19 protein-coding genes, 1 tRNA gene and 1 riboswitch are annotated in these 19,402 nt (G+C 35.8%); of the genes, 3 read left to right on the forward strand and 17 right to left on the reverse strand.

Annotation, left to right across the window (positions count from 1 at the left end):
- Positions 1-143: 143 nt before the first annotated feature.
- The 14 genes from CD30_RS05785 to CD30_RS05850 form a co-directional block, all read right to left on the reverse strand.
- A complete protein-coding gene (locus tag CD30_RS05785; protein ID WP_036173740.1) occupies positions 144-638 on the reverse strand; it encodes an HNH endonuclease in 495 nt (164 codons plus the stop codon).
- A gap of 110 nt (positions 639-748) precedes the next feature.
- The gene (locus tag CD30_RS05790) at positions 749-1,129 is read right to left on the reverse strand and encodes a hypothetical protein (protein ID WP_036173743.1); all 381 of its coding nucleotides are present in this window, start codon (positions 1,127-1,129) and stop codon (positions 749-751) included.
- An 863-nt stretch (positions 1,130-1,992) separates the two neighbouring features.
- Positions 1,993-2,349 carry a GIY-YIG nuclease family protein gene (locus CD30_RS05795; protein ID WP_036173745.1) on the reverse strand — a complete coding sequence of 119 codons (357 nt, stop codon included), beginning with the start codon at positions 2,347-2,349 and terminating at the stop codon, positions 1,993-1,995.
- Between the two features lie 254 nt (positions 2,350-2,603).
- Entirely contained in the window at positions 2,604-3,584 is a 981-nt protein-coding gene (locus tag CD30_RS05800; RefSeq protein ID WP_036173747.1) for a tyrosine-type recombinase/integrase, read from the reverse strand.
- A 167-nt stretch (positions 3,585-3,751) separates the two neighbouring features.
- Positions 3,752-3,825, reverse strand: a tRNA-Arg gene (locus CD30_RS05805).
- A 123-nt stretch (positions 3,826-3,948) separates the two neighbouring features.
- The gene (locus tag CD30_RS05810) at positions 3,949-4,452 is read right to left on the reverse strand and encodes a metallophosphoesterase (RefSeq protein WP_036173749.1); all 504 of its coding nucleotides are present in this window, start codon (positions 4,450-4,452) and stop codon (positions 3,949-3,951) included.
- A gap of 197 nt (positions 4,453-4,649) precedes the next feature.
- The gene (locus CD30_RS05815; protein WP_036173751.1) at positions 4,650-5,243 is read right to left on the reverse strand and encodes an XTP/dITP diphosphatase; all 594 of its coding nucleotides are present in this window, start codon (positions 5,241-5,243) and stop codon (positions 4,650-4,652) included.
- A gap of 63 nt (positions 5,244-5,306) precedes the next feature.
- On the reverse strand, positions 5,307-6,059 hold the full coding sequence (rph, locus tag CD30_RS05820; RefSeq protein ID WP_036173753.1) for a ribonuclease PH: 753 nt from the start codon (positions 6,057-6,059) through the stop codon (positions 5,307-5,309).
- 156 nt (positions 6,060-6,215) lie between these two features.
- The gene (racE, locus tag CD30_RS05825; protein WP_036173757.1) at positions 6,216-7,010 is read right to left on the reverse strand and encodes a glutamate racemase; all 795 of its coding nucleotides are present in this window, start codon (positions 7,008-7,010) and stop codon (positions 6,216-6,218) included.
- A gap of 606 nt (positions 7,011-7,616) precedes the next feature.
- On the reverse strand, positions 7,617-7,838 hold the full coding sequence (locus CD30_RS05830) for a helix-turn-helix domain-containing protein (RefSeq protein ID WP_036173760.1): 222 nt from the start codon (positions 7,836-7,838) through the stop codon (positions 7,617-7,619).
- A gap of 72 nt (positions 7,839-7,910) precedes the next feature.
- Positions 7,911-8,354, reverse strand: coding sequence for an acyl-CoA thioesterase (locus CD30_RS05835; RefSeq protein WP_036173763.1), 444 nt, complete (start codon positions 8,352-8,354; stop codon positions 7,911-7,913).
- A gap of 207 nt (positions 8,355-8,561) precedes the next feature.
- Positions 8,562-9,344, reverse strand: coding sequence for a succinate dehydrogenase iron-sulfur subunit (sdhB, locus tag CD30_RS05840; RefSeq protein ID WP_036173766.1), 783 nt, complete (start codon positions 9,342-9,344; stop codon positions 8,562-8,564).
- Between the two features lie 21 nt (positions 9,345-9,365).
- Positions 9,366-11,111, reverse strand: coding sequence for a succinate dehydrogenase flavoprotein subunit (gene sdhA / locus CD30_RS05845; RefSeq protein WP_036173769.1), 1,746 nt, complete (start codon positions 11,109-11,111; stop codon positions 9,366-9,368).
- A gap of 54 nt (positions 11,112-11,165) precedes the next feature.
- Entirely contained in the window at positions 11,166-11,774 is a 609-nt protein-coding gene (locus tag CD30_RS05850; RefSeq protein WP_036173772.1) for a succinate dehydrogenase cytochrome b558 subunit, read from the reverse strand.
- Between the two features lie 254 nt (positions 11,775-12,028).
- Here CD30_RS05850 and CD30_RS05855 point away from each other — a divergent pair, with 254 nt between their 5' ends.
- Complete coding sequence (locus CD30_RS05855; protein WP_036173775.1) at positions 12,029-12,445, forward strand: YslB family protein; 417 nt, start codon at positions 12,029-12,031, stop codon at positions 12,443-12,445.
- Positions 12,446-12,490: 45 nt separating this feature from the next.
- On the opposite strand, the gene CD30_RS05860 is transcribed toward CD30_RS05855, so the two are convergent.
- Positions 12,491-13,714, reverse strand: coding sequence for an aspartate kinase (locus CD30_RS05860; protein ID WP_036173778.1), 1,224 nt, complete (start codon positions 13,712-13,714; stop codon positions 12,491-12,493).
- A gap of 115 nt (positions 13,715-13,829) precedes the next feature.
- Positions 13,830-14,013, reverse strand: a riboswitch (Lysine riboswitch).
- 34 nt (positions 14,014-14,047) lie between these two features.
- Positions 14,048-15,838, reverse strand: coding sequence for an excinuclease ABC subunit UvrC (gene uvrC / locus CD30_RS05865; RefSeq protein WP_036173781.1), 1,791 nt, complete (start codon positions 15,836-15,838; stop codon positions 14,048-14,050).
- 480 nt (positions 15,839-16,318) lie between these two features.
- Between uvrC and CD30_RS05870 the strand changes: the two genes are divergently transcribed.
- A complete protein-coding gene (locus CD30_RS05870) occupies positions 16,319-17,281 on the forward strand; it encodes a 2-hydroxyacid dehydrogenase (RefSeq protein ID WP_036173783.1) in 963 nt (320 codons plus the stop codon).
- Between the two features lie 163 nt (positions 17,282-17,444).
- On the opposite strand, the gene CD30_RS05875 is transcribed toward CD30_RS05870, so the two are convergent.
- Positions 17,445-18,479: a zinc-binding dehydrogenase gene (locus tag CD30_RS05875; protein ID WP_036173785.1), complete on the reverse strand. Its 1,035-nt coding sequence runs from the start codon at positions 18,477-18,479 to the stop codon at positions 17,445-17,447.
- 153 nt (positions 18,480-18,632) lie between these two features.
- On the opposite strand from CD30_RS05875, the gene CD30_RS05880 reads away from it, so the two are divergent.
- Positions 18,633-19,331: a response regulator transcription factor gene (locus CD30_RS05880; RefSeq protein ID WP_036173787.1), complete on the forward strand. Its 699-nt coding sequence runs from the start codon at positions 18,633-18,635 to the stop codon at positions 19,329-19,331.
- Positions 19,332-19,402 lie beyond the last annotated feature (71 nt).

A 19,402-nucleotide genomic window follows, 5' to 3' on the forward strand; every position in this document is an offset into this window, starting at 1 on the left:
GCTTTTAAAGTTAGGGGGATACCTGTTTTTTAGGTATTATTTTTTTCTACTCAACCCCAATTTCAGGTATATTTTTACGCATTTTCAAAAAACCATACCCAGATTCCGTTCCCTAAAATTTCTTACTTGATTTAAACAGTAATTTACTTGAGTTTTACTTCCGTATAATTTTCTCTACCAATCTCTACTGTTACTTTGTCAAAGCTCCCCTGTGTAATTGGTTTAGCATATTCTTGTAATAGCATTGGTCCTAAAATCTTCCTTGGTATGATTTCAATAACTTCTATTAGGATTTTTGTTCCTTTAGCAATATTGCAACCTTTACATAATATCCAAGCATTATCCTCTATACTAGCTGTATTAGGATTACAGACATTTTGTGGTAGTCTATGGTCTACTTGTAAGTTACTTATGCTATTGCAAATTTGGCAGAATGAACCATACTTTTCGAAGGTTGCTTGTTTTTGCTCCTTGGTGAAATCCCCGCCATTTTCCCTTCGTTTTTTTTCTCGCTTAATATTACATTCTCTACATGCACTTGTTAGTCCATCTTTTTTGCTCTTGTCTTTACTAAATTCTTCTATACTCTTTGTAGCCTTGCATTTGCTACATGTCTTTGTTTTTTCATGCTGTAACACAATTATGCTTCCCTTCTAAATTGATAGCCTCCTTAGCATCATTTAGATTCGGGTTACACTCTCTATTTTTTCCCCATTGTTTTAGATATTATCTTAGAATCTTTTTATTATTAAAATCCTAAGGCTTTCATCCATTTTTCAATTTCAACGTTCTCATTCTTCTCTTCAAATTCACGATTACGTTTATCTATTTCCTCTTGTTCTTCCTCACGATCCTTTCTACTTTTGCCACCTACAATTTCAATTGATTGCCACCATCGAATATAAACTCTCTCCTGTTCTCTTTCATTGGAACAACTTAATATTATATCTACTCGCTTTTGACGACCTCTGTAGTCCCACCACGATACCCATACATCATTCCCTGTAATATTAAGGTGGCTATCCTTATGAACTTCAAAGCCTGTGATAATACAGTTATAATGGATACTCTTCTCTTTTAATGCCTGTACCATTTCATAATTATTAGTAAGTTGTTCAAATTCTTTCATTGTTTTCTCCTTCTACTCATTCATGCCTATGAGACTTTACTTTTTAAATTTGTTGGCATGTTAAATCCCTCCTATTTGAATTAAAATACCGCTTTAGATATTTAATATTATTGAATCCAACCTTTCCCTAAAAAGCACAAAAAAGGAGCGAATCTACACACAACCACTCCTCCAATAGAAAACACACTTAACCCTGTCAAAAATAGGCTTAAAAAAGCCTAAACCTATTGATTATCAATCATAGGTATTAAAACAGTATTAGTGTGCCTCTATATGAGGCGGTTGCATGTAGTTCACTCCTAGCATAGTTAAATTTTATATTATTTTTAAGTTGATAACAAAATCATATTATAATTTCAACTAATTAACAAGATGTAATTATTGGCAATATACTTTTTATTGCTATCGAAAAAATGCTAGTATTTTCTTTGACTATCCTTATTTAAACATATTTATGCATTTATATTTATCATCATGCAGCAGATTTACTTTGAAAAACCTTGCCTCCCTAATCAAGGATTATCATCTTCAATTTCAATATCCTTATCGTGTCGTTTTTTTTTACACCGTGTTGTGTGGAATGAGCTGGAATCATATTCCCTATTAGGAGCAGAAACAATAAAGCCAATTATAAAAAAGTACTACTAAATTATTCAATGACTTCAATGACTTCAATGACTTCAATGACTTCTCTCATTCTATTTGCTCACTATGGATGCCTCTAGAGCCACTTTCTCCATTTTAGCTACTGAGTTAGAGATCTATTAATGTAAATGATACAACTTGCTATGGGGTATAATAATATCTTGCACAAGAATTACACTCATATGTATGAAGATAAAAGATACACTTACTCCATTCGATTAAATATATCTCATTGGTGAAGATTTTTGTTTATTATATCTTGGATTTAATTTTCTAATTAACAAGGTTTCGTATAAATCTAAAAACGAATTTAATATAAAATTGTTCTCGTGTTCAACATAAAAATACCTGACCCTGTAGATGTAGTAACCTTTTCTCTTCCCCCTAAAATGCTCTCCGATTCGTCTTTTTAAATTATGAGATTGCCCGACATACATGATTCTATCTTGCTCGTTATAAATACGATAAACACCTGCTTTCTCTTTAACGTTTTGCTTATAGTCACTAATCATTACTACTCCATCATCTTCTGGAATTTTATATCCCATTCGTTCTATTCCATCCCATTCTTTCATAGCTCCTTCACCTCCGAAAAACAGTATAAGCTATACTGAATTAAAAGTAAACAGAATATTCTGACTAAACAAAAGTATTGCAATTATAATTGCTTTTAATAGTTTTTACAAACGCAATACTTTAGAATGTGCACTAAATCGCTATGCAGATAAATATTGTAAACTTTATAAAAGCCAAAAGAACAGCCATTGACTGTTCTCTTTAAATTTAATAAGTACTATACATTTATTCAATCTTATCTCGAATCCTTATCTTACAAATACTCTCTCAAATCCTTTGCTACTTCCTCAACATCTAAATCAAGATATTGAGTAGTAACTTCTAGATTTGCATGACCTAATGCTTTACTAATTAAAGCAATGCTTGCTCCCTTGTCGAGTAAATTCTTGGCATACGCTCTTCTAATGGCATGAGCATTAATATTCTCTAAGCCAAACTTTTTGCTGTACTTAGTAAGTTGCTTTGAAATTGCATTATTCGTTGATTTAGTATTTAATGCTGTACCTTTAATTGAAACGAATATATTCGTATTACTTTCTCCGTAATACTCCCTTATTTTTCTATTCTGCTTAATTAGAACTTGAAAAAGCTGTATTAATTGGTCATCGATCGGTAATTTCAACAACTGATGATTTTTTAATATTGCTCCATTTAAGGCAAGTACCCTATTATCAAAATCAATATGGTTTTCTTCTAGCTGCCCCAATGTGTTAATGCGAACGCCTGTCTTATACATCGTCAGAATTGCAGTTACATCCCTCAAACCAATAAATGTACTTTTATCAATTAACGACACTAAGATTGCGATGTCATTTGGCTTTGCTCCCTTTTTAACCTTTTTATCTACCTTCACATTGATGGATTTCCAAAAGTTCATACTTAACCATCCATTGTCAAAGCACTTACCTAAGAACGATTTAACAACCTTTAAGCGTGTTAATTTCGTTTGGTTTACTACTCGCATGGAATCAAGCCATGAGTATATTGTATCTACTGTAATTTCTTCTAAATAGGTTATAGCAGTAGCCTTCTGAAAGTTCATCATGATTGTTTTGTAATCCTTGATTGTACGTGGTCGATAGCCGCTCACTTGCATTTGGTTAATAACAGTTCCTAACGCTTCTGAAAAGGATTTGTAACGAACGGCAATTGGTTTTTCACCTTTAATAGTAGAATTAAGTTCTTTGGTTCCCAAAGTGAAATCTACATCAAACAAACCTGTCTTTTTAGTCATAAAAAAAATCCTCCATTTCAATTGAATTGGAAGATAATTTCGGTACTATATAAACATAATTTTTAGGGTAATAAAAAAGGGATTCTGCATCGATGACCGAAGCCCCGACCGAATCCCTAATTTCTCACAACCCCTTATCTAGCAAGGGTTCATCAACGTTTTATTTACGTCCCAGGAGGGATTCGAACCCCCGACCGTACGCTTAGAAGGCGTATGCTCTATCCAGCTGAGCTACTGAGACATGACCTTCATGGATATATTCCATGAGAGACAAGATTTATTATATATAGTATATAAGAGAAAGTCAACGGATTTTGAAAAATAATTTGGATTTTATGAAAATTTTTTCGTTATTGAGATTTTTTCACTTAACATGTAATATTTTCGAGAAAATTTCTTTGCCTACATCATTATATCCGAAAACAGTCCAAGTACTTTCACTAAATTCTACTATCGCATAGCTTTTATCATCAATTCCACGTGGCTTTAGAAGGCTTCCCGGATTAACGAATAATATATTTTCCAAAAGCTCGCAGCCTAATACATGAGAATGGCCAAAAAATACTACATCCGCTTCAACTTCTTTGGCACGGTAAAATAAGTTCATTGTCGTAGATTTTACGTTAAATAAATGACCATGTGTTACAAATATCTTTTTATCAGACACTGCAAAGATCTCTTCATCGGGAAAACGCGCATCTCCATCGCAATTGCCGCGCACCCTTTTTGCGCCCTCAAGATATTCATGATCAAATGGTAACTCACTATCTCCACAATGAATTACTGCATCTACATCCATATGACGCTCTCGAACTGTTTTGATAACTTCTGTATCACCGTGTGTATCACTCATTACTAATAAACGCAAAGAAGCACCTCCTATAGTCATCATATTAAATTATCTTCAATAACGAAAGTTCGAAATTAATATTTAATAATCCTAGACGGCTCCACGATTTTATCGACGTTCGTTACATTTTATTAGATACGATTCATCTTTAAATAGAAAATCCTCAGCTTCTAATAGACTACGAAATCTATTTATGAACAAAGTCTCGTACTACCCTATTTTAACAAATTCGGTAACTCCAATGCCAATTTGCGGATAGCATTTCCACGGTGAGAAATTGCACCTTTTTCTTCGGGCGTTAACTCTGCCATTGAACGATTCAACGCTGGTACATAAAAAATAGGATCGTATCCGAAGCCATTTGTTCCACGTTTCTCATTAAGAATTACTCCTTCACACGTCCCGAACACTGTAAAAGTTTTTAAGTTTGGACCTGCAATGGCTAATGCACAACAGAATCTTGCAGTACGTTTTTCCTCAGGGACACCCTGTAATTTTTCTAACACTTTCACGATGTTGGCTTCATCATCATGATCCCCTGCATAGCGAGCAGAATACACACCAGGCTCTCCGTTTAGTTCATCAATTGCTAATCCGCTATCATCTGCAATTACGATTTTACCGAGCTTATTAGCTAATGTTTCTGCCTTTAATACTGCATTTTCTTCGAAGGTTGTTCCCGTTTCTTCTATTTCCATATTTGGTGCAACATCGAACATTGTTACAACTTCATATCCTAGTGGATTAAATAACGCTTCGAAATCCTTTGCTTTTCCTTTATTTTTTGTTGCAATGACTACTTGTTTCATTATTGTTTCCTCCCTCTACATACCTTCAATGGCTCCAACAGCAAATGTAAGCCTATCTGTTTGTCATTTGCTTAACATAGCTACTAAATTCGCTACATCACCTAAAACTTCTTTTTGGAGCTCGATTAATTCTGAAATCCCTTTTTCTCCAAGATCCAATAATTCATTTAAATCATTTCGAGAAAATGTTGCTTCTTCACCTGTACCTTGAATTTCAACAAATCGACCACTACCAGTCATTACTAAGTTCATATCTACATTCGCTTTTGAATCTTCGATATAATCTAGATCTAAGACAGCTCCAACTACATCAATAAAGCCTACACTTGTAGCAGCTAAATAATCGATAATCGGAAACTTGTTATAAGGCTTTTCTGCATGAATTTTGGAAATTGCTTGCGTCAAAGCTACGAAAGCACCCGTTATCGATGCCGTACGTGTACCTCCATCAGCTTGAATAACGTCACAGTCAATCCATACTGTTTTTTCTCCAATTGCTTCTAAGTCGACGATGGAACGCAATGCTCGTCCAATAAGACGTTGAATCTCCATTGTGCGGCCATTTATTTTCCCGCGAGAAGCATCACGTTGAGTTCTTTCGGCTGTTGCTCTAGGAAGCATTGAATATTCAGCTGTTATCCAACCCTTTCCTTGTCCACGTAAAAACCCAGGCACTTTATCTTCTATCGTTGCAGTACAAATCACTTTTGTATTTCCAACTTGAATTAATACCGATCCTTCAGGATGCATTAGATAATTTGGCTCGATTTTTACTTCTCTCAGTTCGTTAAAATTTCTTCCATCGTGTCTTGACATAGGTTGTCCTCCTCATAAAATCATGCCCAGCATAAACATGCCAGGCACTTTTATTACAACACCTAGCACAGTATAATGCTGGGCACTTTTTACATTTAATTTTAGACTTAAAACATTTTCCATGTACTAATTTTCATTGTACCTGAATACCGTAATTTATAGTTTAATACGACGAATGTTTAAGTCTTCTTGTTGTAACCATTTCTCAGCAATCATTTTAAAAATAGGCACAGATCCAGTTGTAAAAAATGTATGCTGTGATTGTTCGTTATTCATACAAAGTAAATGATCATATTCTAATCGTTCTTTTACTTCCTTTGCAGTTTCTTCTGCTGAAGAAAGAACAAATACATTTGGTCCTACTACTTTTTCAATGTGTTCTTGAATAATAGGGTAATGTGTACATCCTAGTATAACTGTATCAAATCTTTTATCATGCAGTGGTTTTAATCCATTTGCTACTAAGTCGAATGCAAATTGCCCTTCGTATTCACCACTTTCAACAAGGGGGACGAATGTTGGGCAAGCAAGAGGAATTATTTTCGCCTTCGAACTTAAAGAAAGCAGTGCATCTTCGTAAGCTCCACTTTTAATCGTTCCTTCAGTAGCTAAGACAACAATTTCATTTTTCTTTGTTTTTTTCTCAGCAGCTCTTGCACCTGGGTTAATGACGCCAATAACTGGAATTGGTAAGTTTTTTTGTAAACTCTCTAATGTTACCGCAGTTGCTGTATTGCAAGCAATGACTAACATTTTAACATTCATTTTTAGTAATGCTTTTGCCATTTGCCAAGTAAATAATCGTACTTCCTGCTTTTCTCTAGGTCCATAAGGGCACCTTGCAGTATCGCCGATATAATATATTGTTTCTTGTGGTAAAACCTTCATAATTTCCTTAGCAACTGTTAAACCACCAACACCAGAATCAATTACGCCTATTGGTGCATTCATAAAACCGCCTCTATCCTTTTACATGAAACAATCAGATTCGACCTTGATCAAATCTGAATTATGTTTATTTAAATCATTTTTACTTATCTACTTTAACACGAATGAAACTCTTGGCGGTACTTAAACGAATATGCACTACTCAAATTTTTAATTTTCCGACTTAATGTCGATTAGCTTACATTCAAAAGCATTTGCATTTGTAAACTTCCCGATAGTCATATCGCCCGATTCATGTAACCAATAAATGTGACTGTATTACTGAGGACTTGTTACAGAGTTAGTACGACTATTAAGTGAAATATAGATTTGTTTAATGATAAGTAGCGAAGTTTCACTTTTAAGTTAGCTATTAGAATTAACTATTTATTCAACTTGCTACAAGTTCACGCTTCATTAAGTACTTGCCTCAATATCCATCTACTATTTTTTGTTCATAGGAACAGTTCCCATTTCCATCAAATTGAGGATACAAGAGCTCCATTACTTCATCTATATTTTAATCCCATTTAATTAGGGACTGCCATTGGTAATACCATAAATGTCTTTTCATATAGAAACGAAGCCAAATCTATTTTGAAGCGTTTCACCTGAAATAGCAAGCATCTATCAGTGTAATGATAATTCGTCTAGCCTCAGCAATTCAATCAATGCCTGTGATCTGCTTGATACACCTAGTTTTTGAATCGTGTTTGAAATATGATTACGCACCGTTTTTTCGCTAATATTCAGCTTTTGCGAAATTTCCTTCGTTGAATAATCTAAAATTAATAATTGGAAAATTTCACGTTCTCTTTTCGTCAAAAGCGAACGATGCTGCGGGCTATTCATAAGGCAACACCCTCCTATCTCCTCTTCTATGTAAAGTATGTTGAGAGTGATAGGTGCGTGAGGGCATTTTCACTATTTCCCAATCAATATTAATTTTTCTTTTTCTGTCCAAGGAGTTCCCTTTCCAGTTGCTCTGTTTATTTGTACAATCGAACTTCTACCTGTGAATACAATTTCATTATCCGTATTCTTAGTTAAATAATGAATATCTACTGAAGATGTCCCAACACGAGCAGCCTTTACATAGACTTTGAGGATTTCATCGAAATAAACTTGTTTTATAAAGTCGCATTGAAGATCTGCTACTACTATAAATTTATCACTTTCTGGTGATGTCCAATCGAAGTAGCCAATGTGTTTAAAAAATTCAATACGCGCTTGTTCAAAATAAACGAATGGTACAGTGTTATTCAAATGTCCGTACATATCCGTCTCTGAAAATCGTACTCTTACCTCTTCGTAAAATGTAAAATCTTCTTCCCATTTTACTAAATCATCAATGTAATTTGCTTTCATTCTTATCATATCCCCTTTATTTTAGAGTACATTCCCCTTTGTAATTTGAATGTCTTCCAAAATTATATCGAATGTAAATAGATATTTCCAACTTCATAAGAGTACTATTTTTATAGTATGCAAGACATAAAAAAAGGACATCCGATATCAAAAATTTGACGGTGGATGTCCTTAACTTTTTGTACAGAAGTACAAAATTGTATTAAATTAGTCTACCATATGGTCAGATCCGAAGAAGTTACGGAACATTTGAACAGTAGTAGCACGGTTTAATGAAGCAATTGAAGTTGTTAATGGAATACCTTTTGGACATGCAGCAACACAGTTTTGAGAGTTACCACAGTTTGCAAGGCCACCATCACCCATGATCGCATTTAAACGTTCATCTTTAATCATTGCTCCAGTTGGGTGTGTATTGAATAAACGTACTTGTGAAAGTGGAGCTGGTCCGATGAATGAAGAGCTTTCAGACACGTTTGGACATGCTTCCATACATACACCACAAGTCATACATTTTGATAATTCGTAAGCCCATTGACGTTTGCGTTCTGGCATACGAGGTCCTTCACCTAAATCATAAGTACCATCGATTGGAACCCAAGCTTTAACTTTTTTAAGAGCGTTAAACATACGACTACGGTCTACTTGTAAGTCACGAATAACTGGGAAAGTTTTCATTGGTTCTAAACGAATAGGTTGATCTAATTGGTCAATCAGTGTAGAACATGATTGACGTGGACGACCATTAATCACCATAGAACAAGCGCCACATACTTCTTCAAGACAGTTCATTTCCCATGTTACAGGAGATGTTTTTTGTCCATCAGTTGTCACAGGGTTTTGTTGAATGAACATTAATGCCGTAATAACGTTCATACCTGGACGATAAGGAACTTCAAATTTCTCCCAACGAGTAGGGCCGTTTTCTGTATCTTGACGAAGGATTTCAAGTTTAACCGTTTTAACAGCATTAACCTGTTGAGTAGTCATCTTTAATGACCTCCTTTTTTATTATGAAGAATAGTCACGTTTACGTGGCGGAATTAATGAAACGTCTACTTCTTGGTAGCTAATTTCAGGTTCACCAGTTTTAGGATCAAACTTCGCCATTGTTGTTTTTAAGAAGTTTTCATCATCACGTTCTGGGAAATCTGGTTTGTAATGAGCACCACGAGATTCGTTTCGTAAAAGTGCACCTTTTGTCATAACTTTAGCTAGGTATAACATGTTCTTTAACTGACGCGTAAAGTGGGCACCTTGGTTACTCCATTTTTGCGTATCGTTAATGTTAATGTTTTCCCAACGTTGTTGAAGTTCAGTTAGTTTATCATATGTTTTTTCAAGACGATCGTTATAACGAACAACAGTCATGTTGTCAGTCATTAATTCGCCAAGTTCTTTATGAAGTAAGTATGCGTTTTCATTGCCATCCATTTTAAGAATAGCTTCCCATTTCTCTTGTTCTTCTTGAACACGAGCATCATATAGTGATTGTGGAAGGTCTTCCGCATGCTTTTTCAAGCCTTTAATATATTTAACAGCATTTGGTCCAGCTACAGATCCACCGAAGATAGCAGATAATAATGAGTTTGCACCAAGACGGTTAGCACCGTGTTGAGAGTAATCACATTCACCAGCTGCAAATAGACCAGGAATTTCTGTCATTTGATCATAGTCAACCCATAGACCACCCATTGAATAGTGAACTGCAGGGAAGATTTTCATTGGTAATTTACGTGGATCATCACCTACGAATTTTTCGTAAATTTCGATAATACCACCAAGCTTAACGTCTAATTCGTGTGGATCTTTATGAGAAAGGTCTAGGAATACAACGTTTTCGCCGTTAACACCTAATTTTTGGTTAACACATACATCGAAGATTTCGCGAGTCGCGATATCACGAGGTACTAAGTTACCGTAAGCTGGATATTTTTCTTCTAAGAAGTACCAAGGCTTACCATCTTTATATGTCCAAATACGACCACCTTCACCACGAGCTGATTCAGACATTAAACGGTTTTTGTCATCACCAGGAATCGCTGTTGGGTGAATTTGGATGAATTCACCGTTCGCATAAGAAGCACCTTGTTGGTAAACAATTGATGCAGCAGAACCAGTGTTAATTACTGAGTTAGTTGTTTTACCGAAGATAATACCAGGACCACCAGTTGCCATAATTACAGCATCTGAACGGAATGAACGGATTTCTTCAGAACGCATATCTTGAGCTACGATACCACGGCATGTTCCTTCATCATCAAGAACAACACCAAGGAATTCCCAGTGCTCATATTTCGTTACTAATCCAGCTACTTCATGACGACGAACTTGTTCATCTAAAGCATAAAGTAACTGTTGACCTGTAGTCGCACCAGAGAATGCTGTACGGTGGTGAAGTGTACCACCGAAACGACGGAAGTCAAGTAGACCTTCTGGTGTACGGTTAAACATAACACCCATACGGTCGAATAAGTGAATGATACCAGGTGCAGCATCACACATCGCTTTAACTGGTGGTTGGTTTGCTAAGAAGTCCCCACCGTAAACTGTATCATCAAAGTGGATCCAAGGAGAATCCCCTTCACCTTTTGTATTAACTGCTCCATTAATTCCGCCTTGAGCACAAACAGAGTGTGAACGTTTAACGGGAACTAATGAGAATAATTCTACTTCAGTACCTTCTTCGGCAGCCTTTACAGTAGCCATTAAGCCGGCTAAACCGCCACCTACGACGATTACTTTACTTTTCGCCATGATTATTCCTCACTCCTCATAATTTAACTATTGGATGTACTACTACCAAACTACTTACACGAATGCAAGAATTGCAGCCACGAAACCGATGCTGAATACTACAAAGAATGCCATTGTGATATAAGAAGCAACTTTTTGTGATTTAGGTGATTGTGTAATACCCCAGCTAACTAGGAATGACCAGATACCATTAGATAAGTGGAATGTTGCAGCAAGGATACCAACAATATAAAACGCTAACATCCAAGGGTTTGCAACGATATCAGACATCATATCGTAGTTAACTTCAGCACCAAGCGCTTTTTGAATACGAGTTTGGAAAATATGCCATGCAATAAATACAACAAGGAAAATCCCTGTAAAACGTTGTAATACAAACATCCAGTTGCGGAATGTACCAAAGCGTTTTACATTATTTGTTGCTGTAAAGGCGATATACACACCGTATAAACCGTGGAATAATAGTGGTATGTAAATAACTACCCACTCAACAATAATCAGGAAAGGAACATACTCCATCATTCCTGCAGCGGCATTATAAGCTTCTGCTCCTTGTGTTGCAGTAAAGTTGATGGTAAAGTGCACCAGTAAAAACAAACCTACTGGAATAATCCCTAATAGAGAATGTAAGCGGCGCCAATAAAACTCATGATTCTTCGACAAGATTATTACCCCCCTTAAAAAGTACATTAAATTATGCACTCAATATCTTCACGATATTGTAAACGTTCAAACATTGACTGCATATTTCATCATGGTACAATATTATGACATGTCCATTGTACTCTCATCGAGAAGGAGCGTCAAGCTGACTTCCAATTTTTTATACATACTTTAAAAAATATTTTCCTATAGTAAAAACGATTAATAAGTGCTTTTAAATTAATTTTTATTTTTAATAGAAAGAGGGAGCGAAAATGACTTCTCAAAACAAAATGATTCCTGCGTTTGGATATGAAATTTTAAGAGATCATATACTTTCATCCATTTTAGGAAAACACGAAGAAGATGTGCTTTACTGGGCAGGAAAAGATTTGGCCCGTAAATTTCCTTGCGGGGACATTCAATTGATTACTGCATTTTTTCAAGATGCGGGATGGGGCTTACTAACCCTTGAAAAGGAATCCAAGGATGGATATATTCTTCATTTAACAAACGATCCTGAAGTATTAAATATTAAAAATCGGACTTTTCGATTAGAAGCGGGTTTTATTGCAGAACAGATTCAATCCTTTAAAGGATTTTTAACAGAATGCTACGATGAGAAAAAAGAAAAGCAAAACACAGTCCTTTTCACTGTCAAAACAGATTTGAAGGAAAAAATTGAAAAGTAAACATAAAGGAGCAACTAACAATTCGGCTTTAGTTGCTCCTTTTAATTATGCTAATTCTTCAACTAAATTAAATTCATCATGCAATGCGTTCGCTGCGCGCACCATATCGTCCTGTGGTACAACTACTGACACTTTTATTTCCGAGGTACTAACCATTTTCACTTCAATGTTTTCTTTTCTTAATCGATCAAACATTCGAGCTGCTACTCCAGGATTTGAAACCATACCCGAACCAACGATAGAAACCTTTGATAACCCTACTTCAAAATCTGCAAAAGCAAAGCCTAAAGAGGATTTATTCGTTTCCAATACTTTAATGGCTTCTGCAAACACTTCCTTTTCAATTGAGAACGATACTGTTGGTTTCACACCATCAATAACGGCTTGTACAATGATATCGACATTGATTCGATGTTCAGCTAATGTTGTAAATAAATTAGCTAATGAAGCTTGCTCATAAGATTCATATCCTACTGTTAATCGTATGATATCTGTTTCATATGCAACTCCACGAACAATTAAATTTCTTTCCATTTCAATCTCCCCTTTTATCAATGTACCCGGCACATTCTCAGTACTTGAACAAACGTTTAATGGCAAATTATATTTCTTTGCTAATTCCACTGCTCGTGGGTGAACTACTTTTGACCCTAGATGTGAAAGCTCTAGCATTTCATCATAAGTAATTTGCTTCAATTTTCTTGCCTTTTTTACAACAGTAGGGTCTGCAGTGAATAAGCCTATTGAATTTGTATAAATATCAACACGTTCAGCATCAATCGCTATGGCAATGGCAACAGCACTCGTTTCTGGACCTCCGTCTCCTAAAAGCGTGATGTTGTTATCCTCACTTTTCCCTTGCCCACCAGCGATAATTGTAATTTTATCCTTTTTTAAATGTTCGGTTATATATTCCGATTGTATGAAATCAATCAAAACAGCTCGTTTAGATGCAACCGTTTCAATACCTGCTTGCCAGCCTGTTAAAGAAATCGCTTTAAATCCTTGTTGATTGATTGCAATCGAAAGTAAAGCACTAGCAACTTGTGTGTTTGTTGAGTGTATAACGTCCATTTCACGGTTTGAAGGATTGTTAGAAAGTGAATAGGCATATTGATTTAACTGTTCATCGATTAATTGCATGGATGGGACGACGACAACAACATTTAATCCTCGTTTTTTCTCTTCGATAATTTTCTTCGCAACGTTTTCAATTTTGTCTGGTGAAGTAAGTGTTTGCTCGTCTAACTTTATGACAATATTGGCCATTGGTGTTCCCCCTTTATCTAATCATGCGTAAGGCAAAATTTCCGAAAAAAAGCAGCATTTCGACGAAATTCGTGAAAGGCTGCCTCAATGAATATACCTAAAAAGGTCATATTTTTTATGAGATAGCTCTCCAGAATCTAAAATTGACTCTGACAATGTTACATCTATTAAATGCAACACCAGCATATAAATTGGAACAATCAATTTACTGCTTCGGCAAGGCTTCCCTTTCACCTGCATTCTTAGGAATTGTTCTCCTCCTGCTAGCTACTTTTGAATCTTGCACCTCTATCTAAACACAATATCCATATTTTGTTTTACATTATCATACAATTATTCTATTGGCAATGTATCTTTCCGGAAATAATCATGAATCGTTTCAGCTAACTTGCTTGGAATTTTAGCTTCTATTAATTGTTCTATCGTTGCTTCACGAATTTTCTTAACCGAACCAAAATGTTTCAATAACTGTTGCTTTCTTTTCGGTCCTATTCCTTCTATTTCATCTAATACGGATTGGATCGAATGGCTTCCGTGCTGTTGGCGTAAAAATGTAATAGCAAATCGGTGTACTTCATCTTGAATACGCTGAAGCAAATAGAAACCGTCACTTGTCCGTTTCATTTCAACAGGAACGGGTGGTTCACCGTACAATAATTGAGATGTATTATGCTTTTCATCCTTCGCAAGTCCTGCTATTGGAATATATAATCCGAGCTCATCCTCTATTACTTCACGAGCGACCTCCATTTGCCCCTTCCCACCATCAATAATAATTAAATCAGGTAACGGTAGATTTTCTTTTAAAACACGAGTATATCTTCTTCGAATGACTTCCTGCATTGCACCGTAATCATCGTGGGCAGCGGCTTCTCTTAATTTATATTTTCGATATTCTTTTTTTGCTGGTTTACCATCAATAAATACAACCATCGCTGAAACAGCATCCGCTCCATGCATATGACTATTATCAAAGGCTTCGATTCTTAATGGGGGCTCAATATTCATCGCATCCCCTAACTCTTCGCATGCACCAACTGTTCTTTCCTCTTGACGTTCCATAAGCTGGAATTTTTCTCGAATACCGATTTTGGCATTTTTCATAGCTAAATCCACTAACTCTTTTTTCGATCCGCGTTTAGGGATGATCACTTTCACTTCTAGTAGCTTTTCAAGTAGTGATTTCTCTATGTTATTTGGTATAAAGATTTCCCTAGGCTTTATATGTTCTGGAATATCATAGAAACGTCCGATGAATGTAAGAAACTCTTCTTCAGGATCTCGGTAAATCGGAAATATGGATACATCGCGTTCAATTAATTTTCCTTGGCGCACGAAAAATACTTGCACACACATCCAGCCTTTTTCCACAGCATAACCAAATACATCACGATCCGACATATCTCCAGAAACCATTTTTTGCTTTTGCATCACTGTTTCAATATGTTGAATTTGATCTCTGAATTCCTTTGCCCGTTCAAATTCCAGCTTTTCAGCAGCCTCTAACATTTTCTTTTCGATATTTTCCTTTACTTCCTCATAACCACCTTGCAGGAATTTTGAAATCTCCTCAGTCATTTCATCAAAAACCTTCGGATCGATTTCCTTAACACATGGCGCTAAACATTGTCCTAGGTGGTAGTACAAACAAACCCTATCAGGTAATCGATTACATTTACGATAAGGGTAAATTCGGTTAAGCAGCCTTCTTGTTTCACTTGCTGCGCCTGCATTCGGGTAAGGGCCAAAATATTTTGCTTTATCTTTCTTTACTTTTCTTGTTGTGAGTATACGCGGGTACTTCTCATTTGTAATTTTTATGTAAGGGTACGTTTTATCGTCCGTTAACATAATGTTATATTTCGGGTCGTGTTTCTTAATTAAATTTAGCTCTAATATTAAAGCTTCTAAATCGCTTGATGTGACGATATATTCAAAATCTTCAATTTCACTGACCAATCGCTGTGTTTTTCCGTCATGACTTCCAGTGAAATAAGACCGGACACGATTCTTTAAAATTTTTGCCTTCCCTACATAAATAATAGTGCCTTGTCGATCTTTCATTAAATAACAGCCTGGTTCATCCGGCAGAATCGCCAATTTATTTTGAATGTTTTCATTCATACATATCACCTATAGTTGGTTTTTTAATATTATACGGGGTTTTATGTAATGAATGCGAGGAAAAGTATTGTTTTTGTGAAGGATTGATGGGTAATGTGTTTAAGTAGGCGGGATGAATAATAAACAAGTGACGGTTTTTAATAGGGCAATTCGCTTACTGCGAGATTTTAATAGACAAATTCCATTGTTTAATAGACAAATCTTGGGGGATAATAGACAACTCGTGGCATTTAATAGACAACGCCATATTTAATAGACAACTGTAGCCTTTTTATAGACAATTCATGTCGGTTAATAGACGACTCGACTCTTTTAATAGACAGACTAGGAGAATCCCTTCATTTTCTAAAAAAATAAAATCAATCCGCTTGTCCCTTATATAAAGAATGGTAAACTATTAATGACGATGTCAGACAAAATAGAATCTTCTGAAGTCAACCGAAAACTGACTGAATTTCCCTTAAAGAGAGGAGTTTAAAAATGAAACCTAAAGTAATTGTCTATAAAAAAGTAGATAAACAGGTATTAGATTTTATTCAGACGACATGCGATGTTGTTAGCTTCGATCAGCTAGATTCAAATAACTTCCCACAATTTCTTCAGGAGCTAAAGACTGCCGAAGGATTACTAGGCTCCGTCTTAAAAGTAGATAAGGAATTATTAGACCACGCGCCAAATTTAAAAATCGTGTGTAATACTTCTGTTGGCTACGACAATTTTGATATGGCAGAACTATCAGCACGCGGAATTATGGCTACTAATACGCCCGGGGTTTTAAATGATACTGTGGCTGATACTATTTTTGGGTTACTATTAGCCACTGCGAGAAGGATACCTGAATTAGATCAATTTGTGAAAAATGGCCAGTGGGAGTCCATGATTGGCGAGGATCTATTTGGAGTAGATGTCCATCATAAAGTATTAGGTATTATTGGTATGGGCGGAGTTGGAACTGCTATTGCAAAAAGAGCTCATTTAGGATTTGACATGCAAATTTTATATCATAATCGTTCGAGAAATGAAGAAGCGGAGAACAAATTCGGTGCAACATACTGCTCACTCGATGAATTACTACAACAATCGGATTACGTATGCTTAATGACCCCATTAACACCTGCTACTGAGAAAATGATTGGTAAAAGAGAGTTTGAGTTAATGAAAAAAACAGCCATTTTCATAAATGGTTCAAGAGGGAAAACTGTTGATGAAGAAGCGTTAATTGATGCCTTGAAAACAGGTGAAATTTTAGCTGCAGGACTCGATGTTTTTGTTGAAGAGCCAGTACAACCAAATCATCCACTACTATCAATGAAAAATGTAGTGACACTGCCACATATCGGCTCAGCTACGTACGAAACTCGAATGAAGATGGCAATGCTAGGCGCAACTAATTTAGTCGCTGGGCTGCAAGGAAATACTCCACCAAACTTAATTAAAATTTAAACAAAGTCAAAAAGGGATAGTGCTTATCGTTAACGAATTAGTTCGTTTTCTTTTACTAAGTTTTGTTCATACTATAAATAAGCCCATACCAACTAAGGTATGAGCTTATTTTCATAGTCTTTTCTTAAGTAAGGCTATGAACATTTTTAAAATCAATATGAGTTTAAGAATAATCCGTTACTACAAATGTACCTGTTGTTGCAAAGTTACTCATGTCTTCAAAGATTCCCTCTACCTCTGAGAGTTTAATTTCGGCTGTTACCATTTTTCCTGGTTGAAGTTTTCCTTTCGCTACTTGATCTAGTAATGTGTTAAAGCGGAAAGCTGGAATTCCAAGTGTTGTAATAAATGATTTTTCCGAAAGGACCATATCATCTACCGGAATTGAGATAAAGCCGCCTTCTTTTTTCGTTGTAACACCTACTTGTAAATGGCGTCCACCTTTCTTTAAGCTGTTGATACCATTTAAACAAGTTTCAGTAATACCAAGTGCATCTACTGATACATCTGCACCACCTAGAGTTATCTCTTTTACCGCTTCAACAGCGTTTGTATTGCGACTATTAATCACATAATCTGCTCCCAATTTCTTAGCTAGTTCCAGATTATTATCGTTTATATCTACTCCAATAACCGTTGCTCCCATAGAAGATGCGATATGAATTGCGGATAATCCAATACCACCACAACCATAAACAACTACTTTTTCACCTGGTAAGACATGTACACGATCCACTACCCCATGATAAGCAGTCATAAAACGGCAACCTAATGCAGCTGCATCTTTGAAGCTTAGTCCTTCAGGTAAATGCATTACATTGCGATCACCTTTAGGCACAGCAACATATTCACCATAGCCACCTTGATATGCAGTTCCAGGGACGATAAATGAATCACAAAGGTGAGTATTTCCAGCTATACAATGAGGACAAGTCCCATCACTACCAGAGAAAGGAACAATCACTCTATCTCCACGTTTAAAATTCTTTACATCTGGGCCAACTTCTTCAACAATTCCACAAAATTCATGTCCAATAACAGGCTGTACAATTCCGTGATCGCCAACCCACACATGCCAATCACTTCGACAAACGCCATTTGCCATTGTTTTTATAAGGATACCATCTTTCTCAATTTCAGGTACTGGCACATCTTTAACCACTGCTTTTTTAACATCTTCAATAACAAGTGCTTTCATTTATTTCCCCTCTCCTTCATGAATAATTAGATGAAAACGTAGATTTTTATAGTTATAAAGTTAGCGCTTTCATAGTTTGATGGTATAATATTCTTAATATTATGTATATTACCATTTTTGCATGAGTCCCATCCTTCGAAAGGAGTAGAAATGATGAACTATTCAACTACCATTTTACATCGATTACAAGAGTTGGAGACCTGTCCTTCCCAAGAAAGACAGATTGTGAAAATGATGGAGCTATATATGGAATGTTTTCCTGTAAAGGATGCCTATCTTTTTCGATATTCATCAATTGGTTTTCTTGCTGAAGGTGTCATTTCACTTGTAGATGGCAAAATTCAATACATACATGATGATCGTTACGATGTTCGAACTCTTTCTACGATTCTAGATCCAATTCAAAAGCGAAAGGCGATGTATTATGAAGGACTAGAATTATTCGAAAAAACAAGTAGTCATTATGTGATTGACCGTGATGTTTCCTGTTTTCTTATTACACCATTATTTAAAGGTTCTATGGTATATGGATATATTTACAGTTTACGATTAAAAGAATCAGCGAAGATGGGTCAAAATCTATTAGCTGATCTAACGGGATTTGGAAATAGAGTCGGAAAGATGATCCATTCATCTCTCCATTCTGAAGGTGATTCCAACATATTAAGTAAAAGAGAACTTGAAGTAATGTCTCGAATTGCTGAAGGAAATACAACAAAAGAAATCGCAGATACTCTTGGAATTAGCGAACTAACCGTCAAGCAATATGTGAAATTAGCGGTAAAAAAACTAAATGCTACGAATCGAGTTCACGCGATTACGGAGATGTTTCGGAGAGGGTTTTTGTCTTGATGGGAACAGAATTCAAAGACACTGTCCCTTTGTCTTTAATGGACAAAAAAACCGCGCACTCAAATTAAGTA

The organism is Ureibacillus massiliensis 4400831 = CIP 108448 = CCUG 49529, assembly GCF_000772965.1.
GTDB lineage: Bacteria > Bacillota > Bacilli > Bacillales_A > Planococcaceae > Ureibacillus > Ureibacillus massiliensis.